Annotated in this window: 19 protein-coding genes; 13 read left to right on the top strand and 6 right to left on the bottom strand. The window is 61.4% G+C overall.

Annotated elements, in window-relative coordinates:
- The first annotated feature begins 25 nt into the window (after positions 1–25).
- Positions 26–700, top strand: a complete 675-nt coding sequence (gene radC, locus PSH81_RS26580) for a DNA repair protein RadC (protein WP_192298007.1) — start codon at positions 26–28, stop codon at positions 698–700.
- A 30-nt stretch (positions 701–730) separates the two neighbouring features.
- Here the strand turns inward: radC and PSH81_RS26575 are convergent, their stop codons facing one another.
- On the bottom strand, positions 731–2323 hold the full coding sequence (locus tag PSH81_RS26575; protein ID WP_305391744.1) for an ABC transporter substrate-binding protein: 1593 nt from the start codon (positions 2321–2323) through the stop codon (positions 731–733).
- A 458-nt stretch (positions 2324–2781) separates the two neighbouring features.
- Here PSH81_RS26575 and rpmB point away from each other — a divergent pair, with 458 nt between their 5' ends.
- Positions 2782–3015 carry a 50S ribosomal protein L28 gene (rpmB, locus tag PSH81_RS26570; protein WP_003176907.1) on the top strand — a complete coding sequence of 78 codons (234 nt, stop codon included), beginning with the start codon at positions 2782–2784 and terminating at the stop codon, positions 3013–3015.
- Between the two features lie 11 nt (positions 3016–3026).
- On the top strand, positions 3027–3182 hold the full coding sequence (gene rpmG / locus PSH81_RS26565; protein WP_003176906.1) for a 50S ribosomal protein L33: 156 nt from the start codon (positions 3027–3029) through the stop codon (positions 3180–3182).
- A 71-nt stretch (positions 3183–3253) separates the two neighbouring features.
- On the opposite strand, the gene PSH81_RS26560 is transcribed toward rpmG, so the two are convergent.
- Positions 3254–3616 (bottom strand): cupin domain-containing protein, encoded by a 363-nt coding sequence (locus tag PSH81_RS26560; RefSeq protein WP_192298005.1) that lies wholly within the window; start codon positions 3614–3616, stop codon positions 3254–3256.
- Positions 3617–3846: 230 nt separating this feature from the next.
- On the opposite strand from PSH81_RS26560, the gene PSH81_RS26555 reads away from it, so the two are divergent.
- Positions 3847–5340, top strand: coding sequence for an aldehyde dehydrogenase (locus PSH81_RS26555; RefSeq protein WP_226454680.1), 1494 nt, complete (start codon positions 3847–3849; stop codon positions 5338–5340).
- A 157-nt stretch (positions 5341–5497) separates the two neighbouring features.
- A complete protein-coding gene (locus tag PSH81_RS26550) occupies positions 5498–6640 on the top strand; it encodes an MFS transporter (RefSeq protein ID WP_192298003.1) in 1143 nt (380 codons plus the stop codon).
- A 42-nt stretch (positions 6641–6682) separates the two neighbouring features.
- On the opposite strand, the gene PSH81_RS26545 is transcribed toward PSH81_RS26550, so the two are convergent.
- Together PSH81_RS26545 and PSH81_RS26540 are read right to left on the bottom strand one after the other, a co-directional pair.
- Positions 6683–8248 carry a phospholipase D family protein gene (locus PSH81_RS26545; protein WP_305391743.1) on the bottom strand — a complete coding sequence of 522 codons (1566 nt, stop codon included), beginning with the start codon at positions 8246–8248 and terminating at the stop codon, positions 6683–6685.
- A 62-nt stretch (positions 8249–8310) separates the two neighbouring features.
- The gene (locus PSH81_RS26540) at positions 8311–9735 is read right to left on the bottom strand and encodes a PLP-dependent aminotransferase family protein (protein WP_226454677.1); all 1425 of its coding nucleotides are present in this window, start codon (positions 9733–9735) and stop codon (positions 8311–8313) included.
- Positions 9736–9901: 166 nt separating this feature from the next.
- Here PSH81_RS26540 and PSH81_RS26535 point away from each other — a divergent pair, with 166 nt between their 5' ends.
- Positions 9902–10126, top strand: a complete 225-nt coding sequence (locus PSH81_RS26535) for a DUF1127 domain-containing protein (protein ID WP_305391742.1) — start codon at positions 9902–9904, stop codon at positions 10124–10126.
- Here PSH81_RS26535 and PSH81_RS26530 read toward each other — a convergent pair whose 3' ends face one another.
- A complete protein-coding gene (locus tag PSH81_RS26530) occupies positions 10127–11419 on the bottom strand; it encodes an FAD-binding oxidoreductase (RefSeq protein WP_305391741.1) in 1293 nt (430 codons plus the stop codon).
- Between the two features lie 114 nt (positions 11420–11533).
- Here PSH81_RS26530 and PSH81_RS26525 point away from each other — a divergent pair, with 114 nt between their 5' ends.
- Positions 11534–11887 (top strand): YkgJ family cysteine cluster protein, encoded by a 354-nt coding sequence (locus PSH81_RS26525; RefSeq protein ID WP_305391740.1) that lies wholly within the window; start codon positions 11534–11536, stop codon positions 11885–11887.
- 38 nt (positions 11888–11925) lie between these two features.
- On the opposite strand, the gene PSH81_RS26520 is transcribed toward PSH81_RS26525, so the two are convergent.
- Complete coding sequence (locus tag PSH81_RS26520; RefSeq protein ID WP_003176896.1) at positions 11926–12414, bottom strand: Lrp/AsnC ligand binding domain-containing protein; 489 nt, start codon at positions 12412–12414, stop codon at positions 11926–11928.
- A gap of 156 nt (positions 12415–12570) precedes the next feature.
- On the opposite strand from PSH81_RS26520, the gene dadA reads away from it, so the two are divergent.
- The 6 genes from dadA (at position 12571) to PSH81_RS26490 (ending at position 18665) form a co-directional block, all read left to right on the top strand.
- On the top strand, positions 12571–13872 hold the full coding sequence (dadA, locus tag PSH81_RS26515) for a D-amino acid dehydrogenase (RefSeq protein ID WP_226454673.1): 1302 nt from the start codon (positions 12571–12573) through the stop codon (positions 13870–13872).
- A complete protein-coding gene (locus PSH81_RS26510; RefSeq protein WP_034110260.1) occupies positions 13844–14197 on the top strand; it encodes a RidA family protein in 354 nt (117 codons plus the stop codon). Before dadA ends, PSH81_RS26510 begins: the two co-directional genes overlap by 29 nt.
- Positions 14198–14275: 78 nt before the next feature.
- A complete protein-coding gene (gene alr / locus PSH81_RS26505; protein WP_226454671.1) occupies positions 14276–15349 on the top strand; it encodes an alanine racemase in 1074 nt (357 codons plus the stop codon).
- Positions 15350–15465: 116 nt separating this feature from the next.
- Complete coding sequence (locus tag PSH81_RS26500; RefSeq protein WP_003176893.1) at positions 15466–16014, top strand: cupin domain-containing protein; 549 nt, start codon at positions 15466–15468, stop codon at positions 16012–16014.
- 181 nt (positions 16015–16195) lie between these two features.
- Complete coding sequence (locus tag PSH81_RS26495; RefSeq protein ID WP_042945469.1) at positions 16196–16606, top strand: cytochrome c5 family protein; 411 nt, start codon at positions 16196–16198, stop codon at positions 16604–16606.
- A 136-nt stretch (positions 16607–16742) separates the two neighbouring features.
- Positions 16743–18665 (top strand): acetyl-CoA hydrolase/transferase C-terminal domain-containing protein, encoded by a 1923-nt coding sequence (locus tag PSH81_RS26490; protein ID WP_226454670.1) that lies wholly within the window; start codon positions 16743–16745, stop codon positions 18663–18665.
- Positions 18666–18758 lie beyond the last annotated feature (93 nt).

The raw sequence follows: 18758 nt of genomic DNA, 5'->3' as shown, positions 1-18758 counted from the left end.
TGGCGCTTACGAAGAGGGAGGTGGGATGAGTATTCGCGATTGGCCTGTGGCGGAGCGGCCACGGGAGAAACTGTTGGAATGGGGGGCGAAGAGCCTTTCGGATGCCGAGTTGCTGGCGATCTTCCTGCGTACGGGGGTTTCCGGCAGAAGTGCGGTGGACCTGGCGCGCCATTTGCTGACGCAATTTGGCGGTTTGCGCCCACTGTTGGAGGCCAGTCAGAGCTTGTTCAGCCAGCATCTGGGCTTGGGGCCGGCCAAGTTTGCGCAGTTGCAGGCGGTGCTCGAAATGTCCCGGCGGCACCTGGCAGAGCGTTTGCGCAGTGACTCGGTGCTGGAAAGCCCGGTAGCGGTACGTGATTACCTCAAGGCGCTATTGCGGCATGAGCCCCATGAGGTTTTCGGCTGCCTGTTCCTCGACTCGAAGCATCGGGTGCTGGGGTTCGAGGCGTTGTCCCAAGGCACTATCGACACCGCCGTGGTTTATCCGCGGCAAGTGGTCAAGCGTGCCCTGGCATACAACGCCGCGGCCTTGATCCTGTGTCACAACCACCCTTCCGGCAGCCTTGAGCCCAGTGCAGCTGATCGAAAATTGACCAAGTTGCTGCAAAAGGCCCTGGAAGTGGTGGACGTGCGGGTACTCGATCACATCATCGTGGGGGACGGGGACCCCTTGTCGATGGCGGAATACGGCTGGATGTAGACCCGCCCCATGGGGGGGCGGGGCGAGTGTTCAGGGCTTGACGCGGACTTTCGAAAAGTCCTGGCGGCCGAACGGGCTCACTTGATAGCCCTGGACATTCTTGCGTGCCAGGGCAAACGCGGTCGGGTGCGCCAGTGGCAGCCACAGCGCCTGTTGCTGGATCTGCGCCTGGGCCTGCTGGTACAGCTTGCTGCGCACCCCTTGCTCGTTGGTGGTCTTGCCAGCGCTTATCAGTTTGTCGAGGGCAGGGTCGCAGTAACGGGCGAAGTTGGTGCCGGATTTCACTGCGGCACAAGAGAACTGCGGGGTCAGGAAGTTATCCGGGTCGCCGTTGTCGCCGGCCCAGCCCATGAACAGCAGATCGTGCTCGCCGGCTTTGGCGCGGCGAATCAGTTCGCCCCATTCGATCACGCGGATATCGGCCTGGATACCGACCTTAGCCAGGTCGGCTTGCAGCAATTGTGCACCAAGGTTCGGGTTGGGGTTCAGCAGGCTGCCGGTGGGCCGTGTCCAGATGGTGGTCTTGAAGCCGTCCTTGAGCCCGGCGCGCTCCAGCAGGGTCCTGGCTTTGGCGAGGTCCTGTGGATAACCCGGCAGATCCTTGGCGTAGCCCCAGGTATTGGGCGGGTAAGGGCCGTTGGCGGCTTCGGCGGTGCCTTCAAACACGGCCTTGAGGTAGCTGGCCTTGTCGAAGGCGAGGTTGATGGCCTGGCGTACTTCGGGCTTGTCCAGCGGCGGGTGCTGGCTGTTGATGGCAACGAAGGCGGTCATGAAGGCCGGGGTTTTCTCGACCTTCAGCGCAGGGTCCTTTTCGGCCTCACCCACGTCCAGGGGCTTGGGCGACAGGGCGATCTGGCATTCATCGCGGTGCAGTTTCTGCAGGCGTACGTTGGCATCCGGCGTGATGGCGAAGATCAAGTTATCCACAGCGGGTTTGCCGGCGAAATAATCCGGGTTGGCCTTGTAGCGCACCACGGCGTCTTTCTGGAAACGGCTGAAGATGAAGGGACCGGTGCCGATGGGCTGGCTGTTGAGCTTCTCCGGCGTACCGGCCTTGAGCAGTTTGTCGGCGTATTCGGCCGGGTAGATCGAGGCAAAACCCATGCTCAGGGCGGCGAGGAAGGTGGAGTCGGCGTGGTCGAGGGTGAAGCGCACGGTGAGTGGGTCGAGGGCGTCGATCTTCTTCACCAGCGCCGGCAGTTGCAGCGATTGCGCGTGGGGGAAGCCGCTCTGGGCAATCTTGTGCCAGGGGTTGGCCGGGTCGAGCATGCGTTCGAAGCTGAAGCGCACATCTTCGGCAGTCAGGGTGCGGCTCGGGGTGAAGTATTCGGTGCGGTGGAATTTCACGTCCGGGTGCAGCTTGAAGGTGTACGTCAGGCCATCCGGCGAGACGTCCCAGCTGTCCGCCAGGCTTGGCACCAGCTTGCCGGCGGCTGCGTCATAGTCCACCAGGCGGTTCATCAGCACGTCGGCCGAGGCATTGGTGGTGGTCAATGAGTTGTACTGCACCACATCGAACCCTTCGGGGCTGGCCTCGGTGCAGACGCTCAAGTTGTTGGCGGCAGTGGCCAGCGGGGCGATAAATAGAGGGGCTAGCAATAGCGGTAGGGCAGCGAGGCGCATGTTCGGTTTCCTTTGCAGATCGAAGGCCCATCTGCGAGTGCAGTCTGGAAAAGGCCTACCGTAGAGGTCTGATTGAAAAATGACTAGTCCATTTTTGCCTGTGCTTTTGCTTCAAATGCTGTTTTCATGGCGCCTCAGCGCGTTTCGCCGAGCACTTCATCGTGCCTGCGGGCGCTGTAAATCATTCTGTGCGACGAGCGGTCGGCTGTGACAGCGGCCCCTCCTGGCAACGGTTCAGGTGTGTTTTGCCTAGATTTACACCGGTAAAAACACACGGGCTGTTGTTGCACCAGGGTCTTTCTGGTATAAAGCAGCGCTCTTTTCTAGGGGCCCGGTTCCTTCGCTTGTAGGTGTAGCCGGTAAGACCCTAAAGAAACGCGGCGCCTGGCGCCAAATGACTGAGAGATTAAGCGGCCAACCCATGCCGGGTTGGGCATGTGGTTTTAGAGGGCTGAGGCATGTCGAGAGTCTGTCAAGTTACCGGTAAGGGTCCGGTGACTGGGAATAACATTTCCCACGCAAATAACAAAACCCGTCGTCGTTTCCTGCCGAACCTGCAGCATCACCGCTTCTGGGTTGAAGAAGAGAAACGTTTTGTTCGCCTGCGTGTATCTGCCAAAGGCATGCGTATCATCGACAAGCGCGGCATCACTGTCGTGCTCGCCGAAATCCGCGCCGCTGGCAAGATCTAAGGAGCTCTATCATGCGTGAATTGATTCGAATGATCTCTAGCGCCGGTACTGGTCACTTCTACACTACCGACAAGAACAAGCGTACTACCCCGGACAAGCTCGAAAAGAAAATGTTCGACCCGCGCGTTCGCAAGCACGTGATCTACAAAGAAGGCAAAATCAAGTAATTGATTTTCCTCCTTGTGAAAAAAAGCCCGTATCTCACGATACGGGCTTTTTTTTGCGCCGGATTTGTTGATCAGGCTTTTTGTTCGAACACCACGTAGATCTTGCGGCACGGCTCCAGTACTTCCCAGGTGCCGCTGAAACCCGCGGGGATCACGAAGCGATCGCCAGCACGCAAGGTCTTGGCGTTGCCGTCGGCATCACGCAGCACCGAAACACCCTGCACAATCTCGCAGTACTCATGTTCGGTGTAATTGACCTTCCACTGTCCGACTTCACCTTCCCAGACGCCGGCACTCATCTGGCCGCATGGGCTGTTGTAGTGGTTGTAGATCGTTTGCTCGGGGTCGCCCTTGAGGACTTTCTCGGCGGCGGGGCGGTAACGGTCGGCGGGGGTCTTGGCTTGGCTGAAGTCGACGATGTCCTGGATGCTCATGTGCGTGTCCCGTCTGGCCTGCGGTGGGGGAGTCCAAAGTCTATGTTTATTAAAATGAACATCGCAAGGGCGTTTGCCGCGCTTGTGTCAAATATATTGAAACATCCCCAGCCGCTGGTTTAGGGTGGCAGCTGCCTTGAGCCGAACAGCAGGCTGGCCGGGCAAGAATTCTTTGAGGCTGCCGGGGGACATCACCTGGCCCTTGTATTCAATAAGAGGAGGACACTCGCATGACCACCCTGACCCGTGCCGATTGGGAACAACGCGCCAAGGACCTGAAGATCGAAGGCCGCGCCTACATCAACGGCGAATACACCGCCGCAGCTTCCAGCGACACGTTCGAATGCATCAGCCCGGTCGATGGCCGCCTGCTGGCCAGCGTGGCCAGTTGTGACGCCACCGACGCCCAGCGCGCCGTGGAAAACGCCCGCGCCACCTTCAATTCCGGTGTCTGGTCGCGCCTGGCGCCGGCCAAGCGCAAAGCCACCATGATCCGTTTCGCCGCGTTGCTCAAGGCCAATGCCGAAGAGTTGGCGCTGCTCGAAACCCTGGACATGGGCAAGCCGATCAGTGACTCCCTGAATATCGACGTGCCCGGTGCAGCCAACGCGCTGAGCTGGAGCGGCGAGGCGATCGACAAGATCTACGACGAAGTCGCGGCCACCCCTCACGACCAATTGGGCCTGGTGACGCGCGAGCCGGTGGGCGTCGTCGCTGCCATTGTGCCGTGGAACTTCCCGCTGATGATGGCCTGCTGGAAACTCGGCCCGGCGTTGTCCACAGGTAACTCGGTGATCCTCAAACCGTCCGAAAAGTCTCCGTTGACTGCCATCCGCATCGCTGCCCTGGCCGTTGAGGCCGGTATTCCAAAAGGCGTGTTCAACGTGTTGCCAGGTTACGGCCATACCGTAGGTAACGCGCTGGCGCTGCACATGGACGTCGACACCTTGGTGTTCACGGGTTCGACCAAGATCGCCAAGCAGCTGTTGATCCGCTCCGGCGAGTCGAACATGAAGCGTGTATGGCTGGAAGCCGGCGGCAAGAGCCCGAACATCGTGTTCGCCGACGCCCCGGACCTGCAAGCCGCTGCCGAATCCGCCGCCGGCGCCATCGCCTTCAACCAGGGCGAAGTCTGCACCGCCGGTTCGCGTCTGCTCGTGGAGCGCTCCATCAAGGACAAATTCCTGCCCATGGTGATCGAGGCCCTCAAGGGCTGGAAGCCCGGCAACCCGCTGGACCCGGCGACCAACGTCGGTGCACTGGTGGACACCCAGCAGATGAACACGGTGCTGTCGTATATCGAAGCCGGTCACGCCGATGGCGCCAAGCTGGTGGCGGGCGGCAAGCGCACCCTGGAAGAAACCGGTGGCACCTATGTTGAACCGACGATTTTCGACGGTGTGACCAACGCCATGAAAATCGCCAAGGAAGAGATCTTTGGCCCAGTCCTGTCGGTGATCACCTTCGACAGTGCCGAAGAAGCGGTCGAGATCGCCAACGACACCATCTACGGCCTGGCCGCAGCAGTGTGGACGTCGGACATCTCCAAGGCGCACCTGACCGCCAAGGCGCTGCGTGCCGGTAGCGTGTGGGTCAACCAATACGATGGTGGCGACATGACCGCGCCGTTTGGTGGCTTCAAGCAATCGGGTAATGGTCGCGACAAGTCGCTGCACGCGTTCGACAAATACACCGAGCTGAAGTCGACCTGGATCAAGCTGTAACTTTCAGGGCTCATCGCAGGTAAACGTGTGGGAGCGGGCTTGCTCGCGAATACGGTGTATCAGTACCAGATGAGCTGGCTGGCCTACCGCATTCGCGAGCAAGCCCGCTCCCACAGTGTTTTGTGTGATTTCAGGAATTATCCACAGGAGCGTGGACATGCGTTGGGCGACTTATTTCGCCGTTCTGGCCTCGGTCCTCAGCGTTGGCCTGGCCCTGGGGGTCAGCATGCCGCTGGTGTCCCTGCGACTCGAAGGCTGGGGCTACGGCAGTTTTGCCATCGGGGTGATGGCGGCGATGCCAGCTTTTGGTGTGTTGCTGGGGGCGAAGCTTTCCAGTCGTTTGGCCTCGTGGCTGGGCACTGCCAATTTGATGCGCTTGTGCCTGTGGGGCGGGGCGCTGTCCATCGGTTTGCTGGCGATTTTGCCGAGCTATCCGGTGTGGCTGGTGCTGCGGCTGATGATCGGGGTGATCCTGACCATCGTGTTTATCCTCGGCGAAAGCTGGATCAACCAGTTGGTGGTGGAGCAATGGCGTGGCCGGTTGGTCGCGTTGTATGGCTGTAGCTATGCCTTGAGCCAACTGTCCGGGCCCTTGCTGCTGGGCCTGATCGGCACCGACCATGACTACGGCTTCTGGGTGGGTGTCGGCTTATTGGTGGTGGCGCCCGTGTTGTTGCTGGGACGCTCCGGTGCACCCACTGCCGAGTCGTTCAGCGTGACCTTCGCCGACCTGTGGCGCTTCTGCCTGAGCCTGCCGGCGATTGCCTGGGCGGTGGCCTTATTCGCCGCGTTCGAGGCGATGATTCTGACGCTGCTGCCGGTGTATTGCCTGCAACAGGGCTTCACTGCCGAGATCGCCTTGGCGATGGTCAGCACCGTGGTGGTGGGTGATGCGCTGCTGCAATTGCCCATCGGTGCGCTGGCTGACTACCTGCCGCGACGCACGCTGTTCCTCAGTTGTGCGGTATTGCTGCTGGCGTCGAGCCTGGCGATTCCGCTGACCTTGCACACGTTGTTGATCTGGCCGGTGTGGGTGGTGTTCGGCGCCAGTGCTGGAGGGTTGTTCACCCTGTCGTTGATTCTGATCGGCGAGCGTTATCGCGACGATGCGCTGGTGCGCGCCAATGCCCACGTGGCGCAGTTGTGGGGGATTGGCTGCCTGATCGGGCCGTTGGTGGCGGGGGCAGGGAGCCAGTGGATCAGCGGGCATGCGTTGCCGTTCCTGATGGCGGCCGGCGCGTTGGGCCTGGTGGTGTTGCTGCTGCGCCAGGGGGCGTTCGGCGCAGCGCAACCGGCCTGACCTTACCGTGCAGTCAGCTCCCACAGTTGATCGGTGTTGTTCTTAAAGCATGCGTTCCAGGCCCACAGACGTGGCAAACCATGCATTGAAGCGCCGCCACCAACTGCCCGGCTCGCGGTTCAGGGTGTGCAATTGGCCGTTGTCCTCGGTCACCCACACCAACTGCCCATCCTGCAATTTTGGTTCATAACTCAACGCTGGCGCCATGCCTTGCAGCGCCAGGTTGCGCACATGTTCAGCCAGTTCGGGACTGTCGACCAATACGCCGACTTCGGTGTTCCAAAGCACCGAACGCGGGTCGAAATTGAACGAGCCGATGAAGGACTTTTCCCGATCAAAGATCATCGCCTTGCTGTGCAGGCTGGAGTCCGAACCGCGAAAGGTGCCACGCCGAAACAGGTGGGGGCCGCTGCCGCTGCCATCGCCCGGTTGGCGGCGCAGTTCGTAGAGTTTTACCCCGTGTTCCAGCAGGGCCTTGCGATACGGCGCGTAGCCGCCGTGCACGGCCGGTACGTCGGTGGCCTCCAGGGCGTTGGTCAGCAGGCTCACGGACACGCCTGCGTCGGCGCGCCCGGTCAGGTACACCAGCCCCGGCTGGCCGGGCACGAAGTACGCCGAGATCATGATCAGCTCGTGATTGACCCCTGCCAGCTCCGGCGCGAGTTGGGTGGTGAGCAGCAAGTGCGGGTCCGGTTCGGCCGTGGCCAGCACCTTGCTCGGCGCATCCCACAGCGCCTGGTTCCAGGCCCAGATCAACTCGCGGCGCCAGGTGTCCATGCGCGGTTGGGTCTGATAGGTGCGCAGCCGGTTGTACAGGGCGTAATGCTGCTGGCGTGATTCGGCCAGCGAGTCTTGCAGGCGCGCGCGTGCGGTCGCCAAGTCGCCTTTGGATGGCGTGTTGGAGACAAAGTCGTCAATCGGCTTGCTCAGGGCACTGTTCCAGTACTGGTCGAAGCTGTGGCCGAGCTGCTCGGCCACCGGGCCCAGGCTGAGCATGTCGATGTCGGTGAAATTCAGGTTGGGCTCGGCGTCGAAATACTCATCGCCCAGATTGCGCCCGCCGACGATGGCTGCGCTGTTGTCGGCCAGCCACAACTTGTTGTGCATGCGCCGGTGCTGCAAAGACAGATTGAACAGACGACCCATGGCCCGCGTCACGCCGGTGCTGCGGCCCAGATGCAACGGGTTGAACAGGCGGATTTCGATCTTGGGGTGGGCGGCGAGGGTGGCGATGATCTGGTCGAGGCCGTCGCTGGTGGTGTCGTCCAGCAGGATGCGCACACGCACACCGCGGTCGGCGGCCTTGAGCAGTTCGTCCACGAGCATGCGCGTGCTGATACCGTCGTGGACGATGTAGTACTGCAAGTCGAGGCTGGTCTGGGCGTTGCGGATCAGTTCGGCGCGGGCCATGAACGCCTCGCTGCTGTTGGGCAGCAGGCGAAACCCGGAGCGGCCCTGGTAAGGCGCGGCCTGGGCCTGGATCGAGCGGCCGAACGACGACTGGGCGGCGGGCAGCGCATCGCTGGGGACGCGCGGTGCGTTCACGGTGGCACAGCCGCCGAGGGCCAGGGCTCCCAACAGGAAAAACGGGAATAGCCGTTGCATCATCAAGGGAGTCGCTTCCAGATCAGGGCGGTTGTCGACATCTGACGGCTATTTCTCGGGAAAGGTCAGTGCATTTCCTCGTTCAGCAGTTTGATCGCGGCAGCACCGACCTTGCGCACGGCCTCTTCGATCTGCGGGCTCGGCTTGGCGCCGTAGTTCATGCGCAGGCAGTTCCGGTATTTGCCCGAGGCCGAGAAGATGCTGCCTACCGCCACCTGTACGCCTTGTTCCAGCAAGATCCGGTTGAGCTTCAAGGTATCAAAGCCATCCGGCAACTCGACCCACAGCATAAAGCTGCCCTGAGGGCGGCTGGCTCGTGTGCCCGCGGGAAAGTAGCGGCTGACCCAATCGAGCATCAGGTCGCGATTGCGCTGGTATTGAGTGCGCATCCGCCGCAAATGCGGTTCGAAGTGGCCGTTTTTCAGAAATTCTGCGATCGCAATCTGCGGTTGGGTCGCAGTCGAGCCGGTGCTGATGTATTTCATGTGCAGCACCCGTTCCAGGTAACGCCCCGGTGCTACCCAACCGATGCGCAGGCCGGGCGCCAGGGTTTTGGAGAACGAACTGCAGAGCAGTACGCGGCCGTCTTCGTCGAAGGATTTGATCGTGCGCGGGCGCGGGTAGCTGTAGGCCAATTCGCCATACACATCGTCTTCGATGATCGCCACGTCAAAGCGCTGGGCCAGGGTCAGCAGGGCGCGTTTGCGCGCTTCCGGCATGATGTAGCCCAGCGGGTTGTTGCAGTTGGGGGTCAGTTGGATGACCTTGATCGGCCATTGTTCCAGGGCCAGTTCCAGGGCTTCCAGGCTGATGCCGGTGATGGGGTCGGTGGGGATTTCCAGGGCCTTCATGCCCAGGCCCTTGAGGGTCTGCATGGCACCGTGAAAGCTGGGTGAATCCACCGCGACAATATCCCCAGGTTCACAAATGGCGCGGATGCTCGCAGACAGCGCCTCATGGCAACCGGTGGTGACCACAATGTCTTCGGCGTTCAGTTGGCAGCCGGAATCCAATGACAGCCGAGCGATCTGTTCGCGCAATTCCATACAGCCCATGATGTTGTCGTAATACAGCCCCGGCAGATCCTGGCGGCGGCTCACGCGAGCGAGGCTGCGCAGCAGGGGCTTGAGGGTCGGTGACAGCACATCCGGCATGCCGCGGCCCATCTGTATGACGTCTTTGCGCGGGACGGCGCGAATCAGCTCCAGCACCTGGTCCCACTGGGAAATGTCCACCGGGCGCTGGGCCGGGCGGCCGACTTCAGGCAGGGCCGGCAACTCGCGGCCGACCGGCACAAAGTAGCCGGATTTGGGCTTGGGCATCGCCAGGCCATTATCTTCCAGCAAGCGATAGGCCTGTTGCACGGTGCTCAAGCTGACCCCGTGTTCCACGCTCAAGGCGCGTACGGAAGGCAAGCGATCGCCGGGACGGTAGAAGCCTTGTTCGATGCGCGTGCCCAGCAAATCGGCGAGGTTGACGTATAGGGTCATGGTGGTCGCTCCCAGGGGACCAGTACAGATACAGGGAAAATACAGGATTCAGCCGCCCATAGGCAGTGTCTGTATGGATTTAATAAAAATTGATTGGATCTGTAATGGTTTTGCTCGCGCGCCCATCCTAGTCACTCATGGCAACAGGTAAATGAGGGGCGACACAATGAGCGGCATGAGCGATGTGCGGTTGGCGTTACACAGTCAGGAACTGGAAGCGGAGCAGGGACGCACGCTGTCGGCGCCGGCCAACAGCCGCTGGAGTCTGTTCTGGCACCGCAGCCATACGCGCAAGGCCTTGCTGGACATGACCGCCGAACAGCTCAGGGACATCGGCCTCAGCGCAGAACAGGCGCGCCAGGAAGGGGTGAAACCGTTCTGGCGCAAGTGATCACATCAGCTCTTTGAGGCGGTGCCAGAGCATCCCTAGCGCCAACAGTGGCGAGCGCAAATGCTTGCCGCCGGGGAAGGTGATGTGCGGCACCTGGGCGAACAGATCGAAGCGGCCCTGCTGCTGGCCGCTGATGGCCTCGGCCAGTAGCTTGCCCGCCAGGTGCGTGGCGTTGAGGCCATGGCCGGCGTAGGCCTGGGCGTAATACACATTGGGTTGGTCGGGCAGCCGGCCGATCTGCGGCAGGCGGTTGGCGCCGATGCCAATCATGCCGCCCCACTGGTAATCGATCTTCACGTCGGCCAATTGCGGGAACACCTTGAGCATTTTCGGCCGCATATAGGCGCCGATGTCCTGCGGATCGCGGCCGGAGTAGTGGCAGGCGCCACCGAACAGCAGGCGTCGGTCGGCGGACAAGCGGAAGTAGTCCACTGTCACCCGCTGGTCACATACGGCCATGTTCTGTGGCAGCAGGCTGGCTGCCTGGGCTTCGCTCAACGGTTCGGTGGCGATGATGTAGCTGCCGGCAGGCAGCACTTTGCCGCTCAACTGCGGGTTCAAGCCGTTCAGGTAGGCGTTGCAGGCCAGCACCAGGGTCTTGGCGCGCACGTTGCCCTGGGTGGTGTGCACGTTGATCTCGGGGCCGTAGTCGATGCGCGTGACGGCGGATTGCTCAAACAACTGCACGCCCAGTCGCTGCGCGGCGGCGGCTTCGCCCAACGCGAGGTTGAGTGGGTGCAGGTGGCCGGAGCCCATGTCGATCATGCCGCCTACGTAACGGTCCGAGCCGATCACGCTGCTCATCTGGCTGGCTTGCAGTAGGCGTACTTCGTGGCGATAGCCCAGGCTGCGCAACTCTTCGGCGTCTTCGGCCAGGCCTTGCAGGTCGCGGGGTTTGTTGGCGAGGTCGCAGTAGCCCCAGGTCAGGTCGCAGGGGATCTGGAAGCGTTCGACGCGCTCGCGCACGATCTCCACAGCTTCCAGGCCCATCAGCTTCATCTGGCGCACGCCGTCGCTGCCGATCACTGGGGTGAACTGCTCGAGGCCATGGCCGACGCCGCGAATCAATTGGCCGCCATTGCGCCCGCTGGCGCCCCAGGCGATTTTGCGGGCTTCCAGCAGCACCACGCTGAAGCCGCGTTCGGCCAGCTCCAGGGCGGTGTTCAGCCCGGAAAAGCCACCGCCGACCACGCACACGTCGGCCGTCATTTCGCCGGTCAGTACCGGGTAATCGGGTTGCGGCACGCTGGTGGCGGCATAGTAGGAAGCGGTGTGCCGGGCGCTGGCGGTCATGGGAGCATCCCTGTTTGGAAAATTTGACGCAGGATACAGCGGTCGGACGAAGCTGTCTCACCGCGGGCTTTTGCGGCAGAATCCACGCCTATTCGCCGTTCGGTACGTGTTTCGATGAGTTGCAACAACCAAAAGATCAGCGCACTGCGCCGACAGATTCCTTCGTTCGAGTGCGTCCCCGGCTGCCACGACTGCTGTGGGCCGGTGACCACTTCGCCTGAAGAAATGTCCCGTCTGCCGCGCAAGACTGCGGCCGAGCAGGACGCTGCCATGGACGAGCTGAACTGTGTGCACCTGGGCCCCAGCGGTTGCACGGTGTACGACGAGCGGCCACTGATCTGTCGGCTGTTCGGCACCACTAAGACCTTGCCGTGCCCGAATGGGAGACGGCCGGTGGAGCTGATCCACCCGCGGGTGGAAAAGCAGATCCACGACTATATGGCGAGCACCCGGCAGGTATTGGTCTGACAGGTGTACTCGGTCAAAGTGTGGGAGCAGGGTGCCAGTTAATCGGGAATCGGCAGGTTCAGGCTCTCTTTCACTTCTTCCATCACGATATAGCTCTTGGACTCCCGCACATGGGGCAGCTTGAGCAGGATGTCGCCAAGCAATTTGCGGTACGAGGCCATCTCGGAAATCCGCGCCTTCACCAGGTAGTCGAAGTCACCCGACACCAGGTGGCACTCCAGCACATGGGGCAGTTTCAGTACGGCGCGGCGGAATTCCTCAAAGGTGTCGCCTGACTTGTAATCGAGGCTGATCTCGACAAATACCAGCAAACTCCCCTTCAAATGCTGAGGGTTGAGCCGCGCGTTGTAGCCCATGATGATCCCTTCGCGCTCCAACCGGCGCACGCGCTCGGTGCACGGCGTGGTCGACAGCCCGACTTTTTCTCCCAGCTCCGTGAACGAAATCCGCCCGTCGGTTTGCAGGATTCGCAGGATGTTGCGGTCGATCTTGTCCAGCTCCCGCTTGGTCTGGGTATTGGTACGCATAGGGGATCTGCCTCTGTGAAAAGGGTTTTTGCCGAGAATTGTCGCCAAATATAGGCATTTATATAGTGAAATGCACTGGTCATTGTTTTTTAAACTGCGCTCATCATTGCTCGAACAACACACGTCAGCGGCCACGCCCGCGATGAGGATATAAAAATGCGCGTTCTGGTCTTGGGTAGCGGCGTCATTGGTGTGACCAGTGCCTACTATTTGGCGCGGGCCGGCTTTGAAGTGGTCGTGGTCGACCGTCAGCCCGCCGCTGCCATGGAAACCAGTTTCGCCAATGCCGGCCAGGTGTCCCCAGGCTACGCCTCGCCCTGGGCGGCTCCGGGTGTGCCGCTCAAGGCCATCAAGTGGCTGCTGCAACGCCACGCACCGCTGGCGATCAAGGCCACTGCCGATGTCGATCAATACCTGTGGATGGCGCAGATGCTGCGCAACTGCACCGCCAGCCGCTATGCGGTAAACAAAGAACGCATGGTGCGTTTGTCCGAATACAGCCGTGACTGCCTCGACGAACTGCGCGCCGAGACCGGCATTGCCTACGAAGGTCGTAGCCTGGGGACTACCCAGTTGTTCCGCACCCAGGCCCAACTCGATGGCGCCGCCAAGGACATCGCCGTACTGAAAGAGTCCGGCGTGCCGTTCGAACTGCTTGACCGTGCCGGTATCGCCCGTGTGGAGCCGGCCCTGGCCAGCGTCACCGACATCCTCGCCGGCGCCCTGCGCCTGCCGAATGACCAGACCGGCGACTGCCAGATGTTCACGACGCGCCTGGCCGAGATGTGCAAGCAGTTGGGCGTGGAATTTCGCTTCGAGCAGGACATCCAGCGCCTCGACTACGCCGGCGAACGCATCAACGGCGTGTGGATCGACGGCAAGCTGGAAACCGCCGACCGCTACGTACTGGCCCTCGGCAGTTACTCGCCCAAATTGCTCAAGCCGCTGGGGATCAAGGCGCCGGTGTACCCGCTCAAGGGGTATTCGCTGACCGTGCCGATCACCAACCCGGCGATGGCCCCGACTTCGACCATTCTCGACGAAACCTACAAGGTCGCGATCACCCGCTTCGACAACCGCATCCGCGTCGGCGGCATGGCGGAAATCGCCGGTTTTGACCTGTCGCTCAACCCGCGTCGGCGCGAAACCCTGGAGATGATCGTCAACGACCTTTATCCTCAGGGCGGCGATCTGGCCGAAGCGACTTTCTGGACCGGCCTGCGCCCGACCACACCCGATGGCACACCGATCGTCGGTGCCACGCCGTTCAAGAACCTGTTCCTGAACACCGGCCACGGCACCCTCGGCTGGACCATGGCGTGTGGCTCGGGCCGCTTGCTGGCCGACCTGATGGCCAGGAAAACCCCGCAGATCAGCGCCGCAGGCCTCGATATTTCCCGTTACGGCAACCACCAGGAGTCCGCAAAACATGTCAATCCAGCGCCAGCTCACCAATGAGCGCATGAGCCAGATCGTAGTCCACAGCGGCACCGTCTATCTGGCCGGGCAAGTCGGCGACGACATGAACGCCGGGATTGAACAGCAGACCCGTGAAACCCTGGCCAACATCGAGCGTTTGCTGGACCTGGCCGGTACCGACAAGACCAAGTTGCTGTCGGTGACGATCTACCTGAAAGACATCGACGCCGATTTCGCCGGCATGAATGCGGTGTGGGACAAGTGGCTGCCCAAGGGCGTCGCCCCGGCCCGCGCCACGGTTGAAGCCAAGTTGTGCGAACCGCAAATCCTGGTAGAGCTGTCGGTCGTGGCTGCGCTGCCGTAAACCAGATCCTCCCCCGGTGCCGACGTTATTGGGCGGCATCGGTTTTTTTTTCACTCTGTCGCCTAGAAGCCTGCCGCCATGCGTCCTGCCCGTGCCCTGATCGATCTCCAAGCCCTGCGCCACAACTACCAATTGGCCCGTGAAGTCACGGGGGCCAAGGCCCTTGCCGTGATCAAGGCGGATGCCTATGGCCATGGTGCCGTGCGGGTGGCCCAGGCGTTGGAGGCCGACGCCGATGGGTTTGCCGTGGCGTGTATCGAAGAGGCGCTGGAGCTGCGCGCCGCCGGTATCCGCGCGCCGGTGTTGCTGTTGGAAGGTTTTTTCGAAGCTGACGAGCTGCCACTGATCATCGAGCATGATTTGTGGTGCGTGGTGCATTCGTTGTGGCAGCTGGAGGCGATCGAGCAGGCCAGGCTGAGCAAGCCGCTGACCATCTGGCTCAAGCTCGACTCCGGCATGCACCGCGTCGGCCTGCATCCCAAGGATTATCACGAGGCATACCAGCGCCTGCTGGCCAGCGGCAAAGTGGCCAAGATCGTATTGATGAGCCACTTCGCCCGCGCCGATGAGCTTGATTGTGCGCGCAGCGATGAGCAAGTGGCAGTCTTCGACGCGGCGCGCCAAGGCCTGGCGGCCGAGGTCAGCCTGCGCAACTCGCCGGCGGTGATGGGCTGGCCCAACGTGTCCAGTGACTGGGTGCGCCCCGGCATCATGCTGTACGGCGCGACGCCGTTTGGCGAAGACCAGGCCGTGGCCGCGCGCTTGCAGCCGGTGATGACCCTGGAATCCAAAGTCATTTGCGTCCGTGAACTGCCGGCCGGCGAGCCGGTGGGCTACGGCGCCAAGTTCATCACGCCAAAACCGATGCGCATCGGCGTGGTTGCGATGGGCTATGCCGACGGTTACCCGCGCCACGCACCGACAGGTACACCGGTACTGGTCGCCGGGCAGCGCAGCCAATTGCTCGGCCGTGTGTCCATGGACATGCTGTGCGTCGACCTGACGGACGTGCCTGAGGCGGGTCTCGGTTCGACCGTGGAGCTGTGGGGCAAAAACATCCTCGCCAGCGACATCGCCACTGCCGCCGAAACCATTCCCTACCAGATCTTCTGCAACCTGCGCCGAGTGCCAAGGCTCTATTCCGGCGATTGACCGCCCGCTACGAACGCCGCTGCCCGGGATTTAGGCCCAAGTGTTGTAAATACTGAACGCTGTCGCCATGATAACGCTCAATTACAACAAAGCCTGAATCCTAGGAGGCTCCTGCATTGGACGTCGGCGAACGACTGCAATCCATCCGTAAACTGAAGGGTCTTTCCCAGCGCGAGCTCGCCAAGCGTGCGGGTGTCACCAACAGCACCATTTCGATGATCGAAAAAAACAGCGTCAGCCCCTCGATCAGCTCCTTGCGCAAGGTGCTGGGCGGTATCCCCATGTCCATGGTCGAGTTCTTTTCCGAGGAGATCCTCCAGGAAATACCGACGCAGATCGTCTATAAAGCCAATGAGCTGATCGACATCTCTGACGGCGCCGTCACCATGAAACTGGTAGGCCGGGCGCACCCCAGCCGGGCGATTGCGTTTCTCAACGAGATCTACCCGCCGGGCGCCGACACTGGCGAAGAAATGCTCACCCATGAAGGCGAAGAAACCGGGATTCTGGTGGAAGGTCGTCTGGAATTGGTGGTCGGTCTTGAAACTTTTGTGCTCGAAGCCGGCGATAGCTACTACTTTGAAAGCACCAAGCCCCATCGTTTTCGCAATCCGTTCGATGTGCCGGCGCGACTAATCAGCGCAGCCACACCCGCGAACTTTTAACAAAAGAGGCGCCCTGCCAGCGTTGCAGAGGTTCCCGCAGCCGTATCCGCAGGGCCGAATCCCCCTTTATTTAATAGGGTTGTTTCGGCCCGGCGGGCTAACCGTTATACTTTCGCCGCCTGCGAAACCGTGGCCGCAGGCGTGAATAGCCACCATTGAGGGTGAACGCGTGAACCTAATTATGAAAATGCTGGCTGCACCAGCAACCGTACTGGCCCTATGGGCTGTCAGCGCTCAAGCTGCGACCAATGATGACATTGCCAAACGCCTGGAGCCGGTCGGCCAAGTCTGCGTCCAGGGCCAGGAATGCAAGGGGATGGAAGTCGCGGTCGCCGCTGGTGGAGGCGGGGCGAAAACCCCGGACGACATCATTGCCAAGCACTGCAACGCCTGCCACGGTACCGGCCTGTTGGGCGCGCCGAAAATCGGCGACACCGCCGCCTGGAAAGAGCGCGCCGACCACCAGGGCGGCCTCGACGGCATCCTGGCCAAGGCGATCACCGGTATCAACGCCATGCCGCCAAAAGGCACCTGCGCTGATTGCTCGGATGACGACCTCAAGGGCGCCATCAAGAAGATGTCCGGGCTCTAATCCGCCGATCTTCGCCAAAAAAGCCGCTTACGAGCGGCTTTTTTGTGCCCGTTATGTGTGCTGAGGGCTGTTCATTGCAGCAAACACCGGCCACTCTCTGTCCAACCCCTAATCACGGAATGTTCAGGAGGGTCGGATGGTGCAGTTGTGTTCAATCGAGCAAGCAGTTGACGACGTACTCGCGCGTTTGCCGGCGCATATTCATTTGGGTATGCCGTTGGGTCTGGGCAAGCCCAACCTGTTCGTCAACGCGTTGTACCGGCGCATTGCCAAACTGCCGGAGCGGGCGCTGACGATCTACACCGCGCTGAGCCTGGGCCGTCCAACCCTGGGCGACGGCTTGCAGAAACGCTTTCTCGAACCTTTTATTGAAAGGGTGTTTGGCGATTATCCCGAGTTGGATTTTCTCGCCGACCTGCGCAAAGACAGCCTTCCACACAACATCCGCGTGCAGCAGTTCTTCATGCAGCCCGGCAGCCTGCTGCACAGCACTTCGGCCCAGCAGGATTACGTCAGCAGTAACTACAGCCACGCCGCCCGGGACATCAACGCCGCCGGCCTGAACCTGGTGGCGCAACTGGTGGCCAGCAGCGCCGAGCATCCTGATCGCCTGAGCCTGAGCTGCAACCCTGACATCACCCTCGACCTGCTACCGATGATCGCCAAGCGCCGCGCCGCCGGGGAAACCGTCCTGATCGTCGGCCAGGTCCACACCGAGTTGCCCTACATGCCCGGTGATTCCGAACTGGGCATGGACGCCTTTGATTACCTGATCGACGAAAAGGACAGCACCACGCTGTTCTCCACGCCAAACATGCCGGTGGGGTTTCAGGACCACTTTATCGGCCTGCACGCCAGCACCCTGGTGCGCGATGGCGGCACCTTGCAGATCGGCATCGGCTCCATGGGCGATGCGCTGACCGCCGCGCTGCTGGCGCGCCAGGCCGACAACGAAGCCTACCGCTCGTTGCTGACCGACCTCGACGTGTACCAGTGGGCGCCGCTGATCAGCCATGAAGGCGGCGTCGAACCCTTCGCCCGCGGCCTTTACGGTTGCAGCGAAATGTTCGTCAACGGTCTGCTGGTACTGGCCGATGCCGGGATTGTGCGGCGCAAGGTCTACCCGGATGTGCCGACCCAGGAACAGGCCAACGCCGGCACCCTGGACGACGCCGCGCAATCGGATGGGGTTTCGATCCACGGCGGTTTTTTTGTCGGGCCGCGGAGTTTTTACCAGCGCCTACAGGAGATGACCCACGGCAAACGCCTTGAATTCAACATGACCCGCATCAGCTACATCAACGAACTGTACGGCCAGGAAGAACTCAAGCGCCTGCAACGCCTGGATGCGCGGTTTATCAACAGCGCCATCATGGTCACCTTGCTCGGTGCGGGGGTGGCCGACCAGTTGGAAGATGGCCGGGTACTCAGCGGTGTGGGCGGGCAGTACAACTTCGTTGCCCAGGGCCATGCGCTGGAGGGCGCGCGCTCGATCCTGATCCTGCGCAGCTGGCGCGAGGCGGCGGGGGAGGTCAGCTCCAATATCGTCTGGGACTACGGCCACTGCACCATTCCCCGACACTTGCGGGACATTGTCATCACCGAGTACGGAATTGCCGACTTGCGCGGTCAGACGGATGCCAAGGTGATTGAGGCGTTGCTCAATATCACCGACTCACGCTTCCAGCACGACTTGATCGAACAGGCACAGAAGGCCGGCAAGTTGCCCAAGGATTTTCAGCTCGATCCGCGCTTTGCCGACAACACGCCGCAGCGGCTCACAGGTATCCAGGCCCGGCATCGACGGTTGTTTACGGAGTACCCGCTGGGCAGCGACTTTACCGATGAGGAGCGGGATCTGTTGCGCGCGTTGAACTGGCTCAAGAGCAAATTCAAGCTGACGGAGATACTGGAGTTGGGCAAGGCGGCGTTGGATGCGCCGGAGCCGGAGATGTTTCCAGAGCACTTGAAACGGATGGGGTTGGATCAGCCGGAAGGGCTGAAAGAGGACTTGTACCAGCGCCTGCTGCTCGCCGGCCTACAGGCCACCGCGCACTAACAACCCACACAAAACCAACTGTGGGAGCTGGCTTGCCTGCGATAGCGGAGTGTCAGGCGACATCAATGTCGCTGTACCACCGCGATCGCAGGC

The organism is Pseudomonas sp. FP2335, from assembly GCF_030687535.1.
Classification (GTDB): Bacteria; Pseudomonadota; Gammaproteobacteria; order Pseudomonadales; family Pseudomonadaceae; genus Aquipseudomonas.
The sequence above is the reverse complement of the archived record's forward strand: the minus strand, read 5'-3'. Positions and strand labels throughout refer to the sequence as shown.

Bases quoted from the DNA above. Each gene is read 5' to 3' on its own strand.
- dadA (WP_226454673.1), top strand. From the start codon at position 12,571: ATGCGCGTTCTGGTCTTGGGTAGCGGCGTCATTGGTGTGACCAGTGCC.
- PSH81_RS26550 (WP_192298003.1), top strand. From the start codon at position 5,498: ATGCGTTGGGCGACTTATTTCGCCGTTCTGGCCTCGGTCCTCAGCGTT.
- PSH81_RS26510 (WP_034110260.1), top strand. From the start codon at position 13,844: ATGTCAATCCAGCGCCAGCTCACCAATGAGCGCATGAGCCAGATCGTA.
- PSH81_RS26490 (WP_226454670.1), top strand. From the start codon at position 16,743: ATGGTGCAGTTGTGTTCAATCGAGCAAGCAGTTGACGACGTACTCGCG.
- PSH81_RS26525 (WP_305391740.1), top strand. From the start codon at position 11,534: ATGAGTTGCAACAACCAAAAGATCAGCGCACTGCGCCGACAGATTCCT.
- rpmB (WP_003176907.1), top strand. From the start codon at position 2,782: ATGTCGAGAGTCTGTCAAGTTACCGGTAAGGGTCCGGTGACTGGGAAT.
- PSH81_RS26540 (WP_226454677.1), bottom strand. From the start codon at position 9,735: ATGACCCTATACGTCAACCTCGCCGATTTGCTGGGCACGCGCATCGAA.
- PSH81_RS26530 (WP_305391741.1), bottom strand. From the start codon at position 11,419: ATGACCGCCAGCGCCCGGCACACCGCTTCCTACTATGCCGCCACCAGC.
- PSH81_RS26545 (WP_305391743.1), bottom strand. From the start codon at position 8,248: ATGATGCAACGGCTATTCCCGTTTTTCCTGTTGGGAGCCCTGGCCCTC.
- PSH81_RS26560 (WP_192298005.1), bottom strand. From the start codon at position 3,616: ATGAGCATCCAGGACATCGTCGACTTCAGCCAAGCCAAGACCCCCGCC.
- alr (WP_226454671.1), top strand. From the start codon at position 14,276: ATGCGTCCTGCCCGTGCCCTGATCGATCTCCAAGCCCTGCGCCACAAC.
- PSH81_RS26520 (WP_003176896.1), bottom strand. From the start codon at position 12,414: ATGCGTACCAATACCCAGACCAAGCGGGAGCTGGACAAGATCGACCGC.
- radC (WP_192298007.1), top strand. From the start codon at position 26: ATGAGTATTCGCGATTGGCCTGTGGCGGAGCGGCCACGGGAGAAACTG.
- PSH81_RS26555 (WP_226454680.1), top strand. From the start codon at position 3,847: ATGACCACCCTGACCCGTGCCGATTGGGAACAACGCGCCAAGGACCTG.
- PSH81_RS26495 (WP_042945469.1), top strand. From the start codon at position 16,196: ATGAAAATGCTGGCTGCACCAGCAACCGTACTGGCCCTATGGGCTGTC.
- PSH81_RS26535 (WP_305391742.1), top strand. From the start codon at position 9,902: ATGAGCGGCATGAGCGATGTGCGGTTGGCGTTACACAGTCAGGAACTG.
- PSH81_RS26575 (WP_305391744.1), bottom strand. From the start codon at position 2,323: ATGCGCCTCGCTGCCCTACCGCTATTGCTAGCCCCTCTATTTATCGCC.
- rpmG (WP_003176906.1), top strand. From the start codon at position 3,027: ATGCGTGAATTGATTCGAATGATCTCTAGCGCCGGTACTGGTCACTTC.